The following is a 17,228-nucleotide window of genomic DNA, read 5'->3' as shown; positions in this document are numbered from 1 at the left end:
CATCTCCTACTTGTTCGTGTACGGGCGTCAGCGCTGGGCCGCTGCGAGCGATTCCCGGGCCGCCGTGGCGACCGCGTCGGCGGTGAAGCCGAACTCGTGGAAGAGGACCTTGGCGTCCGCCGAGGCACCGAAGTGCTCCAGCGAGACGATGCGGCCCTGGGTGCCCACGTAGCGGTGCCAGGTCAGGCCGATGCCGGCCTCGACCGCGACCCGGGCCTTGACCGTCGGCAGCAGCACGCTGTCGCGGTACCCCTGGTCCTGCTCCTCGAACCACTCGACGGACGGCATCGAGACGACGCGCGTCGGAATGCCCTCGGCCTGCAGCGCCTCGCGCGCCTCGACGGCGAGCTGCACCTCGGAGCCGGTACCGATCAGGATGACCTGCGGCTCGCCGCCCTCGGCCTCGAACAGCACGTAGCCGCCCTTGGCCGCGGCCGGGTTCGCCTCGTACGTCGGTACGCCCTGGCGGGTGAGCGCGAGGCCGTGCGGCGCCGGCTTGCTCTGGTGGCGGCGCAGGATCTCGGCCCAGGCGGTGGCGGTCTCGTTGGCGTCGGCCGGGCGGACGATGTTCAGGCCCGGGATGGCGCGCAGCGCGGACAGGTGCTCGACCGGCTGGTGGGTCGGGCCGTCCTCGCCGAGGCCGATGGAGTCGTGCGTCCACACGTAGGTCACCGGCAGCTGCATGAGCGCGGCGAGCCGGACGGCGGGGCGCATGTAGTCGGAGAACACCAGGAAGGTGCCGCCGTAGATGCGGGTGTTGCCGTGCAGCGCGATGCCGTTCATGGTCGAGCCCATGGCGTGCTCGCGGATGCCGTAGTGGACCGTGCGGCCGTACGGGCTGGCCTCGGGCAGCGGGTTGCCCTCGGGCAGGAACGACGAGTTCTTGTCGATCGTGGTGTTGTTCGAGCCGGCGAGGTCGGCGGAGCCGCCCCACAGCTCGGGCACGACCGCGCCCAGCGCCTGGAGGATCTTGCCGGAGGCGGCGCGGGTGGCGACGCCCTTGCCGGTCTCGAAGGCGGGCAGCGCCTTCTCCCAGCCGTCCGGCAGCTCGCCCGCCTGGATGCGGTCGAACTGGGCGGCGCGCTCCGGGTTGGCCTCGCGCCAGGCGGCGAGCTTGCGGTCCCACTCGGCGTGCGCCTCGCTGCCGCGCTTCCAGGCGGCGCGGGTGTGCTCGATGACCTCGTCGGAGACCTCGAAGGACTTCTCCGGGTCGAAGCCGAGCACCTTCTTGGTGGCCGCGACCTCTTCGTCACCCAGCGCGGAGCCGTGCGCGGCCTCGGTGTTCTGGGCGTTCGGGGCGGGCCAGGCGATGATCGAGCGGGCCGCGATGAAGGAGGGACGCTCGGTCTCCTCCTGGGCCGCCTTCAGCGCCTGCGCCAGGCCGACCGGGTCGAGGTCGCCGCTGGGGAGCTGGTCGACGCGCTGGACGTGCCAGCCGTACGACTCGTAGCGCTTGAGAGTGTCCTCGGAGATCGCGGTCTCGGTGTCGCCCTCGATGGAGATGTGGTTGTCGTCCCACAGCAGTACGAGGTTGCCGAGCTTCTGGTGGCCGGCGAGCGACGAGGCCTCGGCCGACACGCCCTCCTGGAGGCAGCCGTCACCGGCGATGCACCAGACGGTGTGGTCGAACGGCGAGGTGCCGGGGGCGGCCTCCGGGTCGAACAGACCGCGCTCGTAGCGGGCGGCCATGGCCATGCCCACCGCGTTGGCGACACCCTGGCCGAGCGGGCCGGTCGTGGTCTCCACGCCGACCGTGTGGCCGTACTCCGGGTGGCCGGGGGTCTTGGAGCCCCAGGTGCGGAAGGACTTCAGGTCGTCCAGCTCCAGGCCGTAGCCGGCCAGGTAGAGCTGGATGTAGAGGGTCAGGCTGGAGTGGCCCGCGGAGAGGACGAACCGGTCGCGGCCGGTCCACTTCGCGTCCGCCGGGTCGTGCCGCATCAGCTTCTGGAAGAGAACGTAAGCGGCCGGCGCGAGGCTCATGGCGGTACCCGGATGGCCGTTACCGACCTTCTGCACGGAATCCATGGCCAGGACGCGGACGGTATCGACGGCCCGCTGGTCCAGGTCGGTCCACTCGAAATCTGTGGTGGTCGGCTTGGTGCTCACCCTGAGTCAGGGCTCCTCTCCACATGTCGAATGCCGGGGACGGTTTGTCCGCCGGGCGTTGTCGAGCCTACCCCTGCATCTACGGCCGTCTTTTCGACGGAGCGTCGACGGCTCACCATGAGAAAACTCGACGCCTTAGGCAACCAAATCCGGACTCCGGACATTCCCGCCCCGGACGAGACGGCCACCACTCCAGACTGCCGGGCGGTGCCCGCCTTCGCCTCCTGAACGGCGTGAACGGCGGGCGAAGCGCCTGCGGAGGCGCGCCCGTGCGGAGTGGTGGCGGGGTGCGGGCGGGTGCCGGGACCGGGGCGCGGCGCGCCCAGGGAGCCATCGGGGGGTACGGCCCCAATCGCCCCGGTACCCCCTCAACACGACCCCACCCCCGCGAAGGCCGTCGTATGGCCAACGTCTAAAGTGGCGTGGTACGCGCAAGCCTTAACCGGGTCTTCACGGCCGGGAACGCTTGCTGGCCTTATCTTCGCGGCGCAAGCCGCTGATGTTACTTCCAGGGGTGTGCGTGACGGCCGTCGAATCCCGTCCTGCGGGGGTGCTCACAACGAGCCCGCAGGGTTCAGGTCACCGTCCGTTCGGGGCCCGAGTCAAGGCGTTCGTGGCGCTGACCAAGCCGCGCGTCATCGAGCTGCTGCTCATGACGACGGTGCCGGTGATGTTCCTGGCGGCCGGTGGCGTCCCCGACCTCTGGCTGGTGCTGGCCACCTGCGTGGGCGGCTATCTCTCCGCCGGCGGCGCGGCCGCGTACAACATGTACATCGACCGCGACATCGACGCCCTGATGGACCGCACCTCGCAGCGGCCGCTGGTCACCGGAATGGTCTCCCCCCGCGAGTGCCTGGTCTTCGCGACCGCACTGGCGGTCGGCTCGACCGCCTGGTTCTGGTTCCTGGTCAACCCGCTGTCGGCGATGCTCTCGCTCGGGGCCCTGCTCTTCTACGTCGTCGTCTACACGATGATCCTCAAGCGGCGTACCGCGCAGAACATCGTCTGGGGCGGCATCGCGGGCTGCATGCCGGTCTTCATCGGCTGGTCCGCGGTGACCAACACCGTCTCCTGGGCCTCGGCCGTCCTCTTCCTCGTCATCTTCTTCTGGACGCCGCCGCACTACTGGCCGCTGTCGATGAAGGCCAAGGACGACTACGAGCGGGTCGGCGTGCCGATGCTGCCGGTCATCGCGGGCAACAAGGCCGTGGCGCGGCAGATCGTGGCGTACAGCTGGGTGATGGTCCTGGTGTCGCTGCTGCTCCAGCCGCTCGGCTACACCGGCTGGTTCTACACGGTGGTGGCGGTGCTGTGCGGCGCCTTCTGGCTGAAGGAGGCGCACGGTCTCCAGGCCCGCGCCAAGGCCGGGATCACCGGGGCCAAGCTGAAGGAGATGCGGCTGTTCCACTGGTCGATCACTTATGTGTCGCTGCTGTTCGTCGCCATCGCCGTGGACCCGTTCCTGCGGTAGGGCGCTTCCGCGCAGACGTATCGCCGGGCCCGTCACGATCCGTTCGTGGCGGGCCCGCGGCGTGTGCGCGGTGCCCCGGACGGCTCTTCCCCCGCTGATTACCGACGGGTAGCATCCTGTCCATGGCAGACACACAGCAGGCGGACGCGGCGGACGAGCAGACCGGCGGGCAGCCCGCGCCGGGTCGGGCGGACAAGCGGGCCGAGCGGCGGGCCGCCCGGCTGGCCAAGGAGATCGCGGCCTTCGCCGCCTCCCACGGCGGCAGCGCCGACGGCCAGCTCGCCCACATCGCCCGCGGCAGCGTCCGGATCGCGCTGGTCGGCGCGGACGGCCAGTGGGGCAACCTCGTCGCAGGGACGCAGGACGTCGCGCGGGCCGCGGCCGAGCGGGCCGGAGTCACTTTGCACGAGGAATTCGACGGCGACCTCGCGGCCAAGGTGCGCACCGGTCCGTACGAATGGTCGCGGATGGCGGGCATCCAGGTGGGTGGCCCGGCCAACCCCTGAAGCCGGGGCCGGGCCGGGCCCGCTACCTGACGACCGCGTCGTCCGTTGAGCCCACCAGGGGCGGCGTCCGTGCCGCGCCGGGTGGGCTTTCGGCGCCGCGGGCGCCTTAGGCTTCGGCGAGGAGGGGCGGATGGACCGACTGCCACGGCTCGTGGACCAGCACAGCCACGGCGCGCTCCACGGAGACCTCGGGCTCGGCGCCTTCGAGGCGCATCTGGCCGCCGCCTCCGGCGGCCACGGCCCGGCGCCGGCCGGCACCACCTTCTTCGACAGCTGGACCGGCCTCGGCGTACGCCGCTGGTGCCCGCCCCTGCTGGGCCTGGAGGCGCACTGCCCGCCCGCCCGCTACCTCGCCCGCAGGCGGGAGCTGGGCGCCTTCCACGCGAGCCGTCTGCTGCTGCGCGGCACCGGTATCGGTACGTTCCTGCTGGAGACCGGTGCCCCCAGCGAGCTGACCACGGCCGGTGAGCTGGCCGCCGCCGCCGAGGCCCGCGCCCACGAGGTCGTACGGCTCGAACCGCTCGCCGAGCAGATCGCGGACACCTCCGGCAGCGTCGACTCCTTCGTCGGCTACACGGCCGAAGCGATCTACGCGGCCGCCCAGGACGCCACCGCCTTCGCCTCCGGCACCACCTTCTGCGAGGGCCGCGCCCCCGAGGCGGCCGAGGTGCGGCGCGCGGCCGAACGGTGGCTGCGGGACCGCAGGCCGGGGGAGCGGCTGACCGAGCCGGCGCTGCTGCGGCACCTGCTGTGGAGCGCGGTCGCCACCGGCGTACCCGTACAGCTGCACTGCCCCGATCCACTGCCGCTGGCGGGGTTCATGCAGGCCACCACCGGTATCGGCACGGACCTGGTGCTGCTGCCCCGGCCGCCGCACCACCGCCGTGCGGCGCAGTTGGCCGCCGTCCATCCGCACGTCTACGCGGACGCCGGGCCGGACCCCGCGGAAACGCTCAGGCAGGCCCCGTTCGGCAAGCTGATGTTCTCCACGGGGGCGCGGGCGCTGCCCGAGCTGTACGTGACGGGCGCGCGCTTCTTCGTACGGGCCGTCGAACGGGTCGTACGGGAGTGGGCCGAGGAAGGCATGTGCGCGCGGGCGGACGCGGGGCGGATCACCGCCATGGTCGCGTCCGGGACCGCGCGCCGCGTCTACCGGCTGGAGGCGGAGGCGCCGGCGGCCGGCTGAGGCGCGGCGGCACCGGCGGTTCCGGTGGCCTCCGCGGGCTCGGCGGCGGGGGCGGGGACCTCGGTGCCGGGCGCGGCCGTCTCCCCTTCACCGGCCGGTACGGGCCCCCGGTCGCGCAGCGCCAGGTGGATCCGCAGGACGCAGATCCACACCAGCGTCGAGACCAGCATGTGCAGGCCGACGACGATCTCCGGCAGGCCCGCGAAGTACTGGATGTAGCCGATGACGCCCTGGAGCAGGATGCAGCCGAACAGCTCCAGCATCATGCGGCGCGGCGCGGCCGGTGCCTTGACGGCGCGCAGCGTGAACCACAGGGCCACGGACAGGCCGACGACGATGTAGACGAAGTCGACGTGCAACTGGGTGATCTCGTGCCAGTCCACCGGGATGCGGTGGACCTTCTTGGCGTCGCCCGCGTGCGGCCCGGCGCCGGTGACTACCGTACCGACGACGGTGAGCACGCCGGTCGCCAGGACCAGCAGCCCGGCGAGCTGGCGCACCGGGCGGGCGACCAGGTCGCGCGGCTCCTCGTCGCCCTCGGCGGCGCGCCGCCAGGCCAGTACGGAGACCGTGAGCAGGGCGGTGGTGAGGAGGAAGTGCGCGGCGACCAGGTACGGGTTCAGGCCGGTCAGGACGACGATGCCGCCCCAGACGGCGTTGCCCATGACGATCCAGAACATCGCCCAGCCGAGCCGGGTGAGCGAGCGGCGCCGCGGCGCGCGCGCCCGCGCCGCGATGATGAACACGCCGATGAACGCGCACAGCACGTACGTCAGCAGGCGGTTGCCGAACTCGATGAGGCCGTTGATGCCCATCGCGGAGGTCGGCGTCAGGCTGTCCGGGGTGCACTTGGGCCAGGTCGAGCAGCCCAGCCCGGACTGGGTGAGCCGGACGGCGCCGCCGGTCACCACGATGACGACGGACATCACGACGGTGGCCAGCGCGGCCCGCCGTACGAAGGCGGCGCTGGGCTGCCAGCGGCGCGCGATCAGCTCAAAGGGGTTCCACGTGTTCGGCACGCAGCCATCGTAGGCGGCGGCTTGTGCAAAGTTTCACGAGGGGGTGGGCAACGCGCGGGTCTCTTACGTACCCGCAGGTCACGCCCGGTCCCAGCGCCGGACCGGGCTGGCCCAGGGGCCGGTACCGGGCAGAACCGCTCCAGGTCCAGGGGCCGGAACCGGGCAGAGCCGCTACTCCCAGCGGAAGAACCTGGCCGCCGCGCCCAGCCCGAGCACCGCCCACACCGCGAGGATGCCGAGGTCACCCCACGGCATGCCCGCGCCGTGCTGGAGGACGTCCCGCAGGCCGTCCGACAGCGCGGAGATCGGCAGCAGCCCGAGCACCGACTGCGCCGCGTCCGGGAACTTGTCCAGCGGCACGATCACGCCGCCGCCCACCAGCAGCAGCAGGAAGACGAGGTTGGCCGCCGCCAGCGTCGCCTCCGCCTTGAGGGTGCCCGCCATCAGCAGGCCGAGGCCGGAGAACGCCGCCGTACCGAGGACGAGCAGCAGCACCACGGACAGCGGGTTGCCGTGCGGGGACCAGCCCAGCACGAACGCGATCACCGTCAGCAGCACGATCTGGAGGATCTCGGTCACCAGCACCGAGCAGGTCTTCGCCGTCATCAGCGCCCAGCGCGGCAGCGGCGACGCGGCCAGTCGCTTCAGGACCCCGTACCGGCGCTCGAAGCCGGTCGCGATGGCCTGCCCGGTGAAGGCGGTGGACAGCACGGCCAGCGCCAGGATGCCCGGCGCCAGGAAGTCGACCGCCTTGCCGGCGCCCGTGTCGACGATGTCGACGGCGGAGAACAGCACCAGCAGCAGCGTCGGAATGACGACGGTCAGCAGCAGCTGCTCGCCGTTGCGCAGCAGCATCCTCGTTTCGAGGAGGGCCTGCGCGCGGATCATCCGGGGCAGCGGGGCCGCGCCGGGCCGGGGGGCGAAGGTGCCGGCGACGGCCGCGCCGCCCCCGTCCGTCGTGCCGGTGGCGGTCATGAACGCAGCTCCTTGCCGGTCAGTTCGAGGAAGACGTCCTCCAGGGTGTGCCGCTCGACCGCTATGGCGTCCGGCAGCACGCCGTGCTGCGCGCACCAGGAGGCGACCGTCGCCAGCAGTTGCGGATCGATCGTGCCGGTCACCCGGTATGTGCCGGGCGTCAGCTCGGCCGCCGCGCTGTCCGCGGGCAGCGCCTTGAGCAGCGCGCCCAGGTCGAGGCCGGGCCGTCCGGTGAAGCGCAGGGTGTTCTCGGCGCCGCCCTTGCACAGCTCCTCCGGGCTGCCCTGGGCGATCACCCGGCCGCCGTCGATGATCGCGACATCGTCGGCGAGCTGCTCGGCCTCGTCCATGAAGTGGGTGGTCAGTACGGTGCTGACGCCGTCGGCGCGCAGTTCCCGTACGAGGTCCCAGGTGGCGTGCCGGGCCTGCGGGTCCAGCCCGGCCGTCGGCTCGTCCAGGAAGACCAGCTCGGGGCGGCCCACGACGGCCATGGCCAGCGCGAGCCGCTGCTGCTGTCCGCCGGACAGCCGCCGGTAGTTCGTACGGCCGCAACTGCCCAGGCCGAGCCGGTCCATCAGCAGGTCCACGTCGACAGGGTGCGCGTGCAGGCTGGCGGTGTGCCGCAGCATCTCTTCCGCCCTGGCGCCCGCGTAGACGCCGCCGGACTGGAGCATCACGCCGATACGGGGGCGTAGCGCCGCGGCGTCGGCGACCGGGTCCAGGCCCAGGACGCGGACGGTGCCCGCGTCGGGGCGGCGGTAGCCCTCGCAGATCTCGACGGTGGTGGTCTTCCCGGCACCGTTGGGCCCGAGGACGGCGGTGACCGAGCCCGCCTCGACCCTGAGGTCGAGGCCGTCCACCGCGGTCTTGGTCCCGTACCGCTTGACCAGGCCGGTGACCTCGACGGCAGGCGGACGGCCGGGGGTCCGGGGGGTGTCCCCGGAGGAGGCGCTGCGCATGACCGGAAGTCTACGAAGCGCGGGGGTGCCGGCAGGAGCGGGGGCGAAAAGGTGCCGACTCCCGCCGGAAAGGAACCGGATGAGGAACCGGAGAAGGCGGACTCACGCGACAAAAAGAACAGAGTCCTTCGGGTGGGGGAGCGGGGCGGTCCTGTGCGGGGCGTAGATCGTCCGGGTCCCGGGCCGGGCCGCGAGGCGGACCCCCGGCTGCTGCCGGAACCGGCGAACTCGCAGGTCACCACGGGTGTCGGTGCACACGTACGAAGCTCGGACCGGTGCGGCAATTAGGTGACCCTAAGTGATCGAGGCCACCGGTCCGTGATCCGGCAGAGGGTTGTCTCGGCCTGAGGAATTACGCAACAATGGCGTTGTGAAATATGCGAGCGAGGAACAGGAAGGCACCGCGGCCCGCCCGGCCGGCGGGCCGGACCGCCCCGCGCCCGCACGGACGGCGCGGTCCGCCTCCGGCGCCGCGCCGCACCACGACGAACAGCAGGGCACGCGCAACCGCGTCGCGCGTTCCATCCTCGACCACGGTCCGTCCACCGCGGCCGAGCTGGCCCTCAGGCTGGAGCTGACCCAGGCGGCCGTCCGCCGCCACCTCGACACCCTCGTCGCGGAGAACGTGGTCGAGCCCCGCGAGAAGCGCGTCTACGGCGCGCGCACCCGCGGCCGCCCGGCCAAGGTCTTCGCGCTCACCGACTGCGGCCGGGACGCCTTCGACCAGTCCTACGACCAGCTCGCGGCCGACGCGCTGCGCTGGATCGCGGAGAGCGCGGGCGGCGGCGAGCTGGGCGAGGCCGCGATCGCGGCGTTCGCCCGCGCCCGCTTCGCCGCGCTGGCCGAGGGCTACCGCGCGAGCGTGGAGTCCGCGTCCCCCGAAGGACGTACGCAGGCACTTGCCGAGGCGTTGACCGCGGACGGGTACGCTGCTACGGCACGCAGCGCGCCCAGTCATCAGCTAGGTGAGCAGCTCTGCCAGCACCACTGCCCGGTCGCCCACGTCGCCGAGCAGTTCCCGCAGCTGTGCGAGGCGGAGACCGAGGTCTTCTCCCGCCTGCTGGGGACCCACGTGCAACGTCTTGCCACCATCGCCCACGGCGACGGTGTCTGCACGACCTTCGTCCCGAAGGGCCGCGAGGCCGCCGGCAAGACCGCCCACCGCACCACCAAGACCACCAATGCTTCTGCAAGCACGGCCGGGAGGAACCCCGCATGACTCTCCCCACGGAGACTGCTCACCCTGAGCTTGAGGGCCTGGGCACGTACGAATACGGCTGGGCCGACTCCGACGTGGCCGGCGCTTCCGCCAAGCGCGGCCTGTCCGAGGAGGTCGTCCGCGACATCTCGGGCAAGAAGAACGAGCCCGAGTGGATGCTCAAGCTCCGCCTCAAGGGCCTGAAGCTCTTCGACAAGAAGCCCATGCCGAACTGGGGCTCGGACCTGTCGGGCATCGACTTCGACAACATCAAGTACTTCGTGCGCTCCACGGAGCAGCAGGCCGCCTCCTGGGAGGACCTGCCCGAGGACATCAAGAACACCTACGACAAGCTGGGCATCCCCGAGGCGGAGAAGCAGCGGCTGGTCGCGGGTGTGGCCGCGCAGTACGAGTCCGAGGTGGTCTACCACCAGATCCGCGAGGACCTGGAGCAGCAGGGCGTCCTGTTCCTGGACACCGACACCGCGCTCAAGGAGCACCCGGAGCTCTTCAAGGAGTACTTCGGCACGGTGATCCCGGCCGGCGACAACAAGTTCGCCTCGCTGAACACCGCGGTCTGGTCGGGCGGCTCGTTCATCTACGTCCCCAAGGGCGTGCACGTGGACATCCCGCTCCAGGCGTACTTCCGCATCAACACCGAGAACATGGGTCAGTTCGAGCGGACGCTGATCATCGTCGACGAGGACGCCTACGTCCACTACGTCGAGGGCTGCACGGCCCCGATCTACAAGTCCGACTCGCTGCACTCCGCGGTCGTCGAGATCATCGTGAAGAAGGGCGGCCGCTGCCGCTACACGACGATCCAGAACTGGTCGAACAACGTCTACAACCTGGTCACCAAGCGCGCCGTCGCCTACGAGGGCGCGACCATGGAGTGGGTCGACGGCAACATCGGCTCCAAGGTGACGATGAAGTACCCGGCCGTCTACCTGATGGGCGAGCACGCCAAGGGCGAGACCCTGTCCATCGCCTTCGCGGGCGAGGGCCAGCACCAGGACGCGGGCGCCAAGATGGTCCACATGGCTCCCCGCACGTCCTCCAACATCGTCTCCAAGTCGGTGGCGCGGGCCGGTGGCCGTACGTCCTACCGCGGCCTGATCGAGATCGGCGAGGGCGCCGAGGGCTCCAAGTCCAACGTGCTGTGCGACGCCCTGCTCGTCGACACGATCTCCCGCTCGGACACCTACCCGTACGTGGACGTCCGCGAGGACGACGTCACGATGGGCCACGAGGCGACCGTCTCCAAGGTCAGCGACGACCAGCTCTTCTACCTGATGGCGCGCGGCCTGTCCGAGGACGAGGCGATGGCGATGATCGTGCGCGGCTTCGTCGAGCCGATCGCCCGCGAGCTGCCGATGGAGTACGCGCTGGAGCTGAACCGGCTGATCGAGCTGCAGATGGAAGGCGCGGTCGGCTGACGCCCCCCGCGCACGCAGCGACTGAATTCTCACGAGGAAGAGAGCACGACGACAGCCATGGCTGAGGCTCAGACAATCCCGGCGGGGTCCACGACCACCGGTTCGATCGCGGTGGCCGCCGAGTCCACCGTCGCCACCCGGATGAGCGCGCCGCCGTCCTACGACGTGGCGGACTTCCCGGTGCCGCACGGCCGCGAGGAGGAGTGGCGCTTCACCCCCCTCGCGCGCCTGAAGGGCCTGCACGACGGCACCGCCGTCGCGTCCGGCGCCGACCTGAAGATCGACATCACGGCGCCCGAGGGCGTCACCCACGAGCTCGTCGAGCGCGACGACCCGCGGGTCGGCAAGGCCGGCAAGCCCGTCGACCGGGTCGCCGCCCAGGCGTACAGCTCCTTCGAGAAGGCGTCCGTCATCACGGTGCCCAAGGAGACGGTGCTCACCGAGCCGATCCGCATCGCGGTGCACGGCGAGGGCGGTACGGCCTTCGGCCACCAGGTGATCGAGCTGGGCGCGTTCGCCGAGGCCGTCGTCGTCATCGACCACACCGGCGACGCGACGCTCGCCGCCAACGTCGACTACCTCATCGGCGACGGCGCCAAGCTGACCGTCGTCTCCGTGCAGGACTGGGACGACACCGCCGTCCACGTCGGCCAGCACAACGCGCTGGTCGGCCGGGACGCCGGCTTCAAGTCCGTGGTCGTCACCTTCGGCGGCGACGTGGTCCGGCTGCACCCGCGCGTCACCTACGCGGCCCCCGGCGGTGAGGCCGAGTTCTACGGCCTGTACTTCACCGACAACGGCCAGCACCAGGAGCACCGCCTCTTCGTCGACCACGAGGCGCAGAACTGCCGCTCCAACGTCGTCTACAAGGGCGCCCTCCAGGGCCAGGACGCGCACGCCGTCTGGATCGGCGACGTACTCATCCGGGCCGCCGCCACCGGCACGGACACCTACGAGCTCAACCGCAACCTCGTGCTCACCGACGGCGCGCGGGTCGACTCGGTGCCCAACCTGGAGATCGAGACCGGCGAGATCGTCGGCGCCGGCCACGCCTCGGCGACCGGCCGTTTCGACGACGAGCAGCTGTTCTACCTGATGGCCCGCGGCATCCCGGCCGACGAGGCCCGCCGGCTGGTCGTCCGCGGCTTCTTCACCGAACTCGTCCAGCAGATCGGCCTGCCGGACGTCGAGGAGCGCCTGATCGCCAAGATCGAGGCCGAGCTGGAAGCGTCCGTGGCATGAGCCCGGCCTACGTACGCGCCTGCGGGCTGGCCGAGCTGGAGGAGGACAGCCCCAAGCGCGTCGAGATCGACGGCGTGCCGGTCTCCCTCGTCCGTACCGAGGGGGAGGTGTTCGCGATCAACGACATCTGCTCGCACGCGAACGTCTCCCTGTCCGAGGGCGAGGTGGACGACTGCGCGATCGAGTGCTGGCTGCACGGCTCCAGCTTCGACCTGCGCACCGGCAAGCCGTCCGGGCTCCCCGCCACGCAGCCCGTCCCCGTATACCCCGTAAAGATCGAAGGAGAAGGCGCGGACGCTTCCGTGCTCGTCTCCGTCACCCAGGAGTCCTGAGTCCCCATGGCAACGCTTGAGATCCACGACCTGCACGTCTCCGTCGAGGCCGAAGGCGGCCCGCGCGAGATCCTGAAGGGCGTCGACCTGACCGTGAAGCAGGGCGAGACGCACGCCATCATGGGCCCCAACGGCTCCGGCAAGTCCACCCTCGCCTACTCGCTGGCGGGTCACCCCAAGTACACGATCACCGGCGGCACCGTCACCCTCGACGGCGAGGACGTCCTGGAGATGTCCGTCGACGAGCGCGCCCGCGCCGGCGTCTTCCTCGCCATGCAGTACCCGGTCGAGGTCCCCGGCGTCTCGGTCTCCAACTTCCTGCGTACGTCGGCCACCGCCATCCGCGGCGAGGCCCCGAAGCTGCGTACGTGGGTCAAGGAGGTCAAGGAGGCCATGGAGCGGCTGTCCATGGACCCGGCCTTCGCCGAGCGCAACGTCAACGAGGGCTTCTCCGGCGGTGAGAAGAAGCGCCACGAGATCCTCCAGCTGGAGCTGCTCAAGCCGAAGATCGCGATCCTCGACGAGACCGACTCCGGCCTGGACGTCGACGCGCTGCGCGTCGTCTCCGAGGGCGTCAACCGCGTCCGCGAGTCCGGTGACGTGGGCACCCTGCTGATCACCCACTACACCCGGATTCTCCGGTACATCAAGCCCGACCACGTCCACGTCTTCGCCAACGGCCGGATCGCCGAGTCCGGCGGCCCGGAGCTGGCGGACAAGCTGGAGGCCGAGGGCTACGAGGAGTACGTGAAGGGTGGCGCAACCGCGTGACAAAGCTGCCGGGCCTCCTCGACACAGAGGCGATCCGCAAGGACTTCCCCATCCTGGACCGACAGATCCATGACGGGAAGAAGGTCGTGTACCTGGACAACGCGGCCACCTCCCAGAAGCCCCGTCAGGTGCTCGACGCGCTGAACGGGTACTACGAGCGCTACAACGCCAACGTCCACCGCGGCGTGCACGTGCTCGCCGAGGAGGCCACGGCGCTGTACGAGGGCGCGCGCGACAAGGTCGCCGCCTTCGTCAACGCGCCCAGCCGCGACGAGGTGATCTTCACCAAGAACGCTTCGGAGTCGCTCAACCTCGTGGCCAACATGCTCGGCTGGGCGGACGAGCCGTACCGGGTCGATCACGACACCGAGATCGTCATCACCGAGATGGAGCACCACTCCAACATCGTGCCGTGGCAACTGCTCTCGCAGCGCACCGGCGCGAAGCTGAAGTGGTTCGGGCTGACCGACGACGGCCGGCTCGACCTGGACACGATCGACGAGGTCATCACCGACCGTACGAAGATCGTCTCCTTCACGCTCGTCTCCAACCTGCTGGGCACCGTCAACCCGGTCGAGGCGATCATCCGCCGCGCCCAGGAGGTCGGCGCGCTGGTCTGCATCGACGCCTCGCAGGCCGCCCCGCACATGGTGCTGGACGTCCAGGCCCTCCAGGCCGACTTCGTGGCCTTCACCGGCCACAAGATGTGCGGCCCGACCGGCATCGGCGTCCTGTGGGGCCGTCAGGAACTCCTGGAGGACCTGCCCCCGTTCCTCGGCGGCGGCGAAATGATCGAGACGGTGTCCATGCACTCCTCGACCTACGCCCCCGCGCCCCACAAGTTCGAGGCGGGCACGCCCCCGATCGCGCAGGCCGTCGGCCTCGGCGCGGCCGTGGACTACCTCTCCTCGATCGGCATGGAGAACATCGCCGCGCACGAGCACGCGATCACCGAGTACGCCGTCCGGCGGCTGCTGGAGGTCCCGGACCTGCGCATCATCGGCCCCGCCACGGCCGAGGACCGCGGCGCGACGATCTCCTTCACGCTCGGTGACATCCACCCGCACGACGTGGGCCAGGTTCTCGACGAGCAGGGCATCGCGGTCCGGGTCGGCCACCACTGCGCGCGGCCGGTCTGCCTGCGGTACGGAATTCCCGCGACCACGCGAGCGTCTTTCTACCTGTACTCCACTCCGGCCGAGGTCGACGCCCTCGTCGAGGGGCTGGAGCACGTCCGCAACTTCTTCGGATGAGGACGAGGACTGACTGAGCCGTGAAGCTGGATTCCATGTACCAGGACGTCATCCTGGACCACTACAAGCACCCGCACGGGCGCGGTCTTCGGGACGGCGACGCCGAGGTGCACCACGTCAACCCGACTTGCGGTGACGAGATCACCCTGCGCGTACGGCTCGACGGTGCGACCGTGGAAGACGTGTCGTACGAGGGCCAGGGCTGCTCCATCAGCCAGGCCAGCGCGTCCGTGCTCAACGACCTGCTGGTCGGCAAGGAGCTGGGCGAGGCGCAGAAGATCCAGGAGACCTTCCTGGAACTGATGCAGTCCCGCGGCCAGCTGGAGCCGGACGACGCGATGGAGGAGGTGCTGGAGGACGCCGTCGCGTTCGCCGGCGTCTCGAAGTACCCGGCCCGCGTCAAGTGCGCCCTGCTGAGCTGGATGGCTTGGAAGGACGCCACCGCCAAGGCCCTCTCCGAGGAGGCGAAAACCGCATGACCGACAACGCAGTGACCACCAAGCCGGCCTCGGAGGAAGAGGTCCGCGAGGCCCTCTACGACGTCGTCGACCCCGAGCTGGGCATCGACGTCGTCAACCTGGGCCTGATCTACGGCATCCACGTGGACGACGCCAACATCGCCACCATCGACATGACGCTCACCTCGGCGGCCTGCCCGCTGACCGACGTCATCGAGGACCAGGCGAAGTCCGCCACGGACGGCATCGTCAACGAACTGAAGATCAACTGGGTCTGGATGCCGCCGTGGGGCCCGGACAAGATCACCGATGACGGACGTGAGCAGCTCAGGGCACTGGGGTTCAACGTCTGATCGGAACGCGATCTGTTTTCGCGGCTGTGCCCGCCGGAGTACTTCCGGCGGGCACAGCCGTTTGCACGTCTACTTGCGCGCCGCCCGGAAGACCTCGGTCACCTGTACAGCCGTGACGATGTTGATGCAGCCGGTCTGGTTGGGATGTGCGGGAGTTCCCCACCTGATCGTCCGACCTCCTGACACGGCCACGTCCGCCCGGCGACCTTGCGGACGTGGCCCTCTCTGAGGACGAGGAAGAAGTGATGTGCTCGATGGTCGGCTGTGGTTCGTGCGCCGGAGGCGACGGGGGCAGGCGTCGGTCATGTGGGCAAGGCCGGTTACGCCCGCGCGCCATCCGCCCGCTCCTGTGAGGGATCGGCGGCCCCCGCCCCTGACGGACACCATGGGATCAAGGCGAACAAGCCGTGCGTACGCCGGCATCAGGGAGGAACCATGCAGGACGTCCAGGAAGCCGCCGAGTACGAATCCCCGGAAGTCGTGGAGGTCGGCGACTTCACCGAACTCACCCTCGGTCACGGAACCTATGGCAGCGACGGCAACGGCGGCCATCTGCCCCCCTGGTGGTGAGCCTGCCCTACCGGGCGCGCCCATCAGTGCCACAGCGCCCCCGCACCGGCATCTGCGGTTGGCGAAGCGCGCCGCGGTGATTGCGCCGACCCCCTGACACGGCCATGTCCGCCCGGCACACTGGCGGGCATGGCCGTTTCTCTGTATCAGCTCTCCATCGACGCGCACGATCTGAAGGGGCTCGCCACCTTCTGGGCCCAGGTGCTGGACTGGCGCATCATCCACGAGGACGAGGAAGAAGTGATCATCGCGGTGGACGAGCACGCGCTGCCGGGCATCGGCTTCCTCGCCGTACCGGAGGCGAAGGCGGGAAAGAACCGGCTGCACATCGAGCTGTCGCCGGACGACCAGGCCGCCGAGGTCGAACGGATCATCGGGCTCGGGGCGCGCCGGGTGGACGTGGGGCAGGGGGAGGATGTGTCGTGGGTGGTGCTGGCAGATCCTGAGGGGAACGAATTCTGCGTGCTGCGGCCGAAGAAGTCGTTGCTGGACTGACCGATGTCACCTACCCGCCGGAGCCGGCTGCCCCGACGAGCGGCGCGAGGACCGACCGGGCATGTGTCCACAGCAGTGCCCCGCCGATTCCCGGCACGACATGACGATGCGCACCAGGGACACGGGCAGCGAGCAGCGCTCCGTTGTCGGGTGAGTGGCTGGTGTCCTGCTCGCCGTACCAGATGTCGACCGGGACACGGATCTTGTCGAGGGCGAAGGGCCACCGCCCCATCGCCAGGACCGTGTCGCGGGCGTAACCGGCAGGGCCTTGAGCGAATGCCTCGTCCAAGGCCCTGCGGTAGCCGGCCGCGAAACCGGGGTCCTGGTACACGGCAAGGTCGGACTCCGGGCTTCCGGCCATGACCATGTCCCACATCGCATCCGCGGTGAAGGTCGCGAACAGCTCTTCGGCACCGGCCGGATCGTGCGCGGTCCGCTCGACGAGACCGCGCAGGTCCGGTTTCAGAACGGAAGCGAATTGCGGCGCGGCAACCTCGTCCGCGCCGGAGACGACCGCCAGTGCCGAGGCGACCCCCGCCGCGGCGCAGGCGAGAGCGAAGGGTGCGCCTTGGGAGTTCCCGACCATGGCGGGGCGCCCCAGCCCTCGCAGCAGACAGAGGTGCCGCAGGTCTTCGGCGAACGCGGAGAAGGTCCGCCCGGGGGCGGGCGTCGAGACGCCGAGCCCCGGACGGTCCACGGAGACGAGGCGCACGCCGAGCGACTCGACAACGTCTGCGCCGAAGCCGAGCCACCGGCTCGTGGCCGCCCCCGGGCACAGCAGGACGGGCACTCCGTCCGGCGGCCCCCACTCGGCCCAGCCGAGTAGCCGCCCGTCAGGCAGAGCGCTCTCGCCCAGCCGGTCAGGTGCATCGACATACGTAGACATGATCAACAT

18 protein-coding genes are annotated in these 17,228 nt (G+C 70.5%); 13 read left to right on the top strand and 5 right to left on the bottom strand.

The window, feature by feature from the left end; all coding sequences use genetic code 11:
* Positions 1-27: 27 nt before the first annotated feature.
* Positions 28-2,106, bottom strand: a complete 2,079-nt coding sequence (gene tkt, locus ACZ4QV_RS28585; RefSeq protein ID WP_361637190.1) for a transketolase — start codon at positions 2,104-2,106, stop codon at positions 28-30.
* A gap of 520 nt (positions 2,107-2,626) precedes the next feature.
* On the opposite strand from tkt, the gene ACZ4QV_RS28580 reads away from it, so the two are divergent.
* The 3 genes from ACZ4QV_RS28580 to ACZ4QV_RS28570 all read left to right on the top strand — a co-directional run bounded on the left by ACZ4QV_RS28580 (position 2,627) and on the right by ACZ4QV_RS28570 (position 5,269).
* Complete coding sequence (locus ACZ4QV_RS28580; protein ID WP_361142495.1) at positions 2,627-3,577, top strand: heme o synthase; 951 nt, start codon at positions 2,627-2,629, stop codon at positions 3,575-3,577.
* A 122-nt stretch (positions 3,578-3,699) separates the two neighbouring features.
* Positions 3,700-4,083 (top strand): hypothetical protein, encoded by a 384-nt coding sequence (locus ACZ4QV_RS28575; protein WP_361637187.1) that lies wholly within the window; start codon positions 3,700-3,702, stop codon positions 4,081-4,083.
* Positions 4,084-4,213: 130 nt separating this feature from the next.
* Complete coding sequence (locus tag ACZ4QV_RS28570; RefSeq protein ID WP_361142489.1) at positions 4,214-5,269, top strand: amidohydrolase; 1,056 nt, start codon at positions 4,214-4,216, stop codon at positions 5,267-5,269.
* Here ACZ4QV_RS28570 and ACZ4QV_RS28565 read toward each other — a convergent pair.
* The 3 genes from ACZ4QV_RS28565 to ACZ4QV_RS28555 form a co-directional block, all read right to left on the bottom strand.
* Positions 5,233-6,288, bottom strand: a complete 1,056-nt coding sequence (locus tag ACZ4QV_RS28565) for a COX15/CtaA family protein (protein WP_361588438.1) — start codon at positions 6,286-6,288, stop codon at positions 5,233-5,235. The two genes, ACZ4QV_RS28570 and ACZ4QV_RS28565, sit on opposite strands and share 37 nt — an antisense overlap.
* Before the next feature lie 171 nt (positions 6,289-6,459).
* Complete coding sequence (locus ACZ4QV_RS28560; RefSeq protein ID WP_361142483.1) at positions 6,460-7,263, bottom strand: ABC transporter permease; 804 nt, start codon at positions 7,261-7,263, stop codon at positions 6,460-6,462.
* A complete protein-coding gene (locus ACZ4QV_RS28555) occupies positions 7,260-8,222 on the bottom strand; it encodes an ABC transporter ATP-binding protein (RefSeq protein ID WP_361588436.1) in 963 nt (320 codons plus the stop codon). The genes ACZ4QV_RS28560 and ACZ4QV_RS28555 overlap by 4 nt, the downstream gene beginning before the upstream one ends.
* A 370-nt stretch (positions 8,223-8,592) precedes the next feature.
* On the opposite strand from ACZ4QV_RS28555, the gene ACZ4QV_RS28550 reads away from it, so the two are divergent.
* The 10 genes from ACZ4QV_RS28550 to ACZ4QV_RS28505 all read left to right on the top strand — a co-directional run bounded on the left by ACZ4QV_RS28550 (position 8,593) and on the right by ACZ4QV_RS28505 (position 16,333).
* Positions 8,593-9,441, top strand: a complete 849-nt coding sequence (locus ACZ4QV_RS28550; protein ID WP_361588434.1) for a helix-turn-helix transcriptional regulator — start codon at positions 8,593-8,595, stop codon at positions 9,439-9,441.
* Positions 9,438-10,859, top strand: coding sequence for a Fe-S cluster assembly protein SufB (gene sufB / locus ACZ4QV_RS28545; protein ID WP_361142475.1), 1,422 nt, complete (start codon positions 9,438-9,440; stop codon positions 10,857-10,859). The genes ACZ4QV_RS28550 and sufB overlap by 4 nt, the downstream gene beginning before the upstream one ends.
* Positions 10,860-10,916: 57 nt before the next feature.
* Complete coding sequence (gene sufD / locus ACZ4QV_RS28540) at positions 10,917-12,101, top strand: Fe-S cluster assembly protein SufD (RefSeq protein WP_361142473.1); 1,185 nt, start codon at positions 10,917-10,919, stop codon at positions 12,099-12,101.
* On the top strand, positions 12,098-12,433 hold the full coding sequence (locus ACZ4QV_RS28535) for a non-heme iron oxygenase ferredoxin subunit (RefSeq protein WP_125056971.1): 336 nt from the start codon (positions 12,098-12,100) through the stop codon (positions 12,431-12,433). Before sufD ends, ACZ4QV_RS28535 begins: the two co-directional genes overlap by 4 nt.
* 6 nt (positions 12,434-12,439) lie before the next feature.
* Positions 12,440-13,204: a Fe-S cluster assembly ATPase SufC gene (gene sufC, locus ACZ4QV_RS28530; RefSeq protein ID WP_361142469.1), complete on the top strand. Its 765-nt coding sequence runs from the start codon at positions 12,440-12,442 to the stop codon at positions 13,202-13,204.
* Positions 13,201-14,457, top strand: coding sequence for a cysteine desulfurase (locus ACZ4QV_RS28525; protein ID WP_361142466.1), 1,257 nt, complete (start codon positions 13,201-13,203; stop codon positions 14,455-14,457). Before sufC ends, ACZ4QV_RS28525 begins: the two co-directional genes overlap by 4 nt.
* A gap of 20 nt (positions 14,458-14,477) precedes the next feature.
* Positions 14,478-14,936 carry a Fe-S cluster assembly sulfur transfer protein SufU gene (gene sufU / locus ACZ4QV_RS28520; RefSeq protein ID WP_030021264.1) on the top strand — a complete coding sequence of 153 codons (459 nt, stop codon included), beginning with the start codon at positions 14,478-14,480 and terminating at the stop codon, positions 14,934-14,936.
* Positions 14,933-15,268, top strand: a complete 336-nt coding sequence (locus tag ACZ4QV_RS28515) for a metal-sulfur cluster assembly factor (RefSeq protein WP_030021265.1) — start codon at positions 14,933-14,935, stop codon at positions 15,266-15,268. The genes sufU and ACZ4QV_RS28515 overlap by 4 nt, the downstream gene beginning before the upstream one ends.
* 435 nt (positions 15,269-15,703) lie before the next feature.
* Positions 15,704-15,838 carry a lasso RiPP family leader peptide-containing protein gene (locus ACZ4QV_RS28510; protein WP_361588427.1) on the top strand — a complete coding sequence of 45 codons (135 nt, stop codon included), beginning with the start codon at positions 15,704-15,706 and terminating at the stop codon, positions 15,836-15,838.
* 129 nt (positions 15,839-15,967) lie between these two features.
* Complete coding sequence (locus ACZ4QV_RS28505; RefSeq protein WP_361142459.1) at positions 15,968-16,333, top strand: VOC family protein; 366 nt, start codon at positions 15,968-15,970, stop codon at positions 16,331-16,333.
* Positions 16,334-16,343: 10 nt separating this feature from the next.
* On the opposite strand, the gene ACZ4QV_RS28500 is transcribed toward ACZ4QV_RS28505, so the two are convergent.
* Positions 16,344-17,219 carry an alpha/beta fold hydrolase gene (locus tag ACZ4QV_RS28500; RefSeq protein ID WP_361588425.1) on the bottom strand — a complete coding sequence of 292 codons (876 nt, stop codon included), beginning with the start codon at positions 17,217-17,219 and terminating at the stop codon, positions 16,344-16,346.
* Positions 17,220-17,228: the final 9 nt, after the last annotated feature.

The sequence above is a fragment of the Streptomyces sp. NPDC026394 genome, assembly GCF_055567735.1.
Note: the sequence above shows the minus strand (reverse complement) of the source record. Positions and strands in the feature narration are given on the sequence as shown.